The sequence below is a fragment of the Falsiroseomonas oryzae genome, from assembly GCF_027856955.1.
Taxonomy (GTDB): domain Bacteria; phylum Pseudomonadota; class Alphaproteobacteria; order Acetobacterales; family Acetobacteraceae; genus Falsiroseomonas; species Falsiroseomonas oryzae.
In genome coordinates, this window is the sequence record NZ_JAPSMD010000707.1 from 1 (window position 1) to 1,834 (window position 1,834).

At 74.3% G+C, this 1,834-nt stretch carries 2 protein-coding genes and 1 pseudogene; 1 reads left to right on the plus strand and 2 read right to left on the minus strand.

What is annotated here, in order from left to right; all coding sequences use genetic code 11:
* On the minus strand, positions 1-897 hold an 897-nt coding region (locus OZN99_RS30845), incomplete at its 3' end, for a pseudouridine synthase (RefSeq protein WP_270939023.1).
* On the minus strand, positions 894-1,610 hold the full coding sequence (locus tag OZN99_RS30850) for a gamma-glutamyl-gamma-aminobutyrate hydrolase family protein (protein WP_270939024.1): 717 nt from the start codon (positions 1,608-1,610) through the stop codon (positions 894-896). The genes OZN99_RS30845 and OZN99_RS30850, both read right to left, overlap by 4 nt.
* Positions 1,611-1,712: 102 nt before the next feature.
* Here OZN99_RS30850 and OZN99_RS30855 point away from each other — a divergent pair.
* Positions 1,713-1,834, plus strand: a pseudogene (locus OZN99_RS30855) (nucleoside deaminase); the annotation flags it as partial.

Below are 1,834 nucleotides of genomic sequence, written 5' to 3' on the forward strand. Positions count from 1 at the left end.
GGGTTCGGCGTTGCGGGCGCGCGGGATGGTGCGGCCACGGCCCGGCGGCTTCGGCGCCTGTGGGGGCGTTGGCGGCGGCGTTTCCGGCGGGGGCGCCCCTGCCGCGTCGCGGCCGCGGCGGCGCTGCGGCTTCTCTCCGATGCCCAGCTGCTCGCGCAGGATGCGCGGATGCACCTCCTCCACCCCGCCGCGCGGCAGCGCGCCGAGCTGGAAGGGGCCATAGGCCACGCGGATTAGCCGCGTCACCTGTAGGCCGAGATGCGCCATGACGCGGCGGACCTCGCGGTTCTTGCCTTCCTTGAGGCTGACCGTGAGCCAGGCATTGGCGCCCTGGCGGGAATCGAGCCCGGCCTCGATCGGGCCATAGGCGACGCCCTCGATGGTGATGCCGCGCGCGAGATGGGCCAGCGCGCGCTCGTCCACCGGGCCGTGCACGCGCACGCGGTATCGGCGCAGCCAGCCGTTGGAGGGCAGCTCCAGCCGGCGCGCCAGCTCGCCGTCGTTCGTCAGCAGCAGCAGCCCTTCGGAGGTGATGTCGAGCCGGCCGATGGAAACCACGCGGGGCATGGCCGGCGGCATCTTCTCGAACACCGTCGGGCGCCCCTGGGGGTCGCGATGCGTGGTCACCAGCCCGTCCGGCTTGTGGTAGCGGAACAGCCGCGTGCGTTCCGGCGCGGCGACCGGCTTGCCCTCCACGGCGACGCGGTCGCCTTGCGCGACGAAGGTGGCGGGCGACTCCACGACCTTGCCGTTGAGCTTGACCTTGCCCTCGGCGATGAGCTTCTCCGCATCGCGACGGGAGGCGATGCCGGCGCGGGCCAGCCACTTGGCGATGCGCTCGCCGCGCTTCGGATCGTCGCCGGATTCGGCGGGCGCGTCGTCGTCCTCGTCGCTCATCGGCCTGCCGCCCGGACGAAGGCCGCGAAGATGCTGGGATCGCGCGGGTCCACGGCGTATTCGGGGTGCCACTGCACGCCCAGCGCGAAGCGGTAGCCAGGATGCTCCACGCCCTCCACCACGCCGTCCGGCGCCAGCGCGTTGACCACCGCGCCGGGCCCGGGCGTCGCCACGGCCTGGTGGTGCGCGCTGTTCACCGCCAGGCGCGTGGCGCCGACGATCGCAGCGAGCAGCGTGCCGCCGGCGACGTCCACGGCATGGCCGGGCTCGGTGCGCGGGTTCGGCTGCTCATGCGGCAGCGCGCCTTCCACCTCGTCCGGGATGTGCTGGATCAGCGTGCCGCCGAAGGCGACCGCCAGCAGCTGCTGGCCGCCGCAGATGCCGAGCACCGGCATGTCGCGCCGCAGCGCCTCCCGCACCGCGGCCAGTTCGAAATCGGTGCGGCCGGGCTTCAGCGTGACCTTCGGGTGCGGCGGGCCGCCACCCCATAGCGCCGGGTCCACGTCGAAGGCGCCGCCGGTCACCAGCAGGCCGTCCAGCGCGTCGAGGTAGTCGGCGGCAAGCTCGGGGTGGTGCGGCAGCGCGACGGGCAGGCCGCCGGCCTGGATGACGGCGTGGAAGTAGTTCTGGCGCAGCGCGTACCAGGGCAGCTTCGACCAGCCGCCGGCCGGTTCCGCATCCAGGGTGACGCCGATCACGGGGCGCTTGGGCATGGAGGGTTGCTAGACCTTCACGCCGTGTCGCGGCAAGCATCGGGCCAGCCGAGCCGGCAGATGCCGGCGCCCGGCGCTTGAGGGGCTGGACGCATGAGCCCGATGGAGATCGCGCTGGAGGAGGCGCGCGCCGCGGCGGCGCGCGGCGAGGTGCCGGTGGGGGCGGCGGTCACGGATGCCGCCGGCGCCGTGCTGGCGCGTGCCGGCAACGAGGTGGAGGCGCG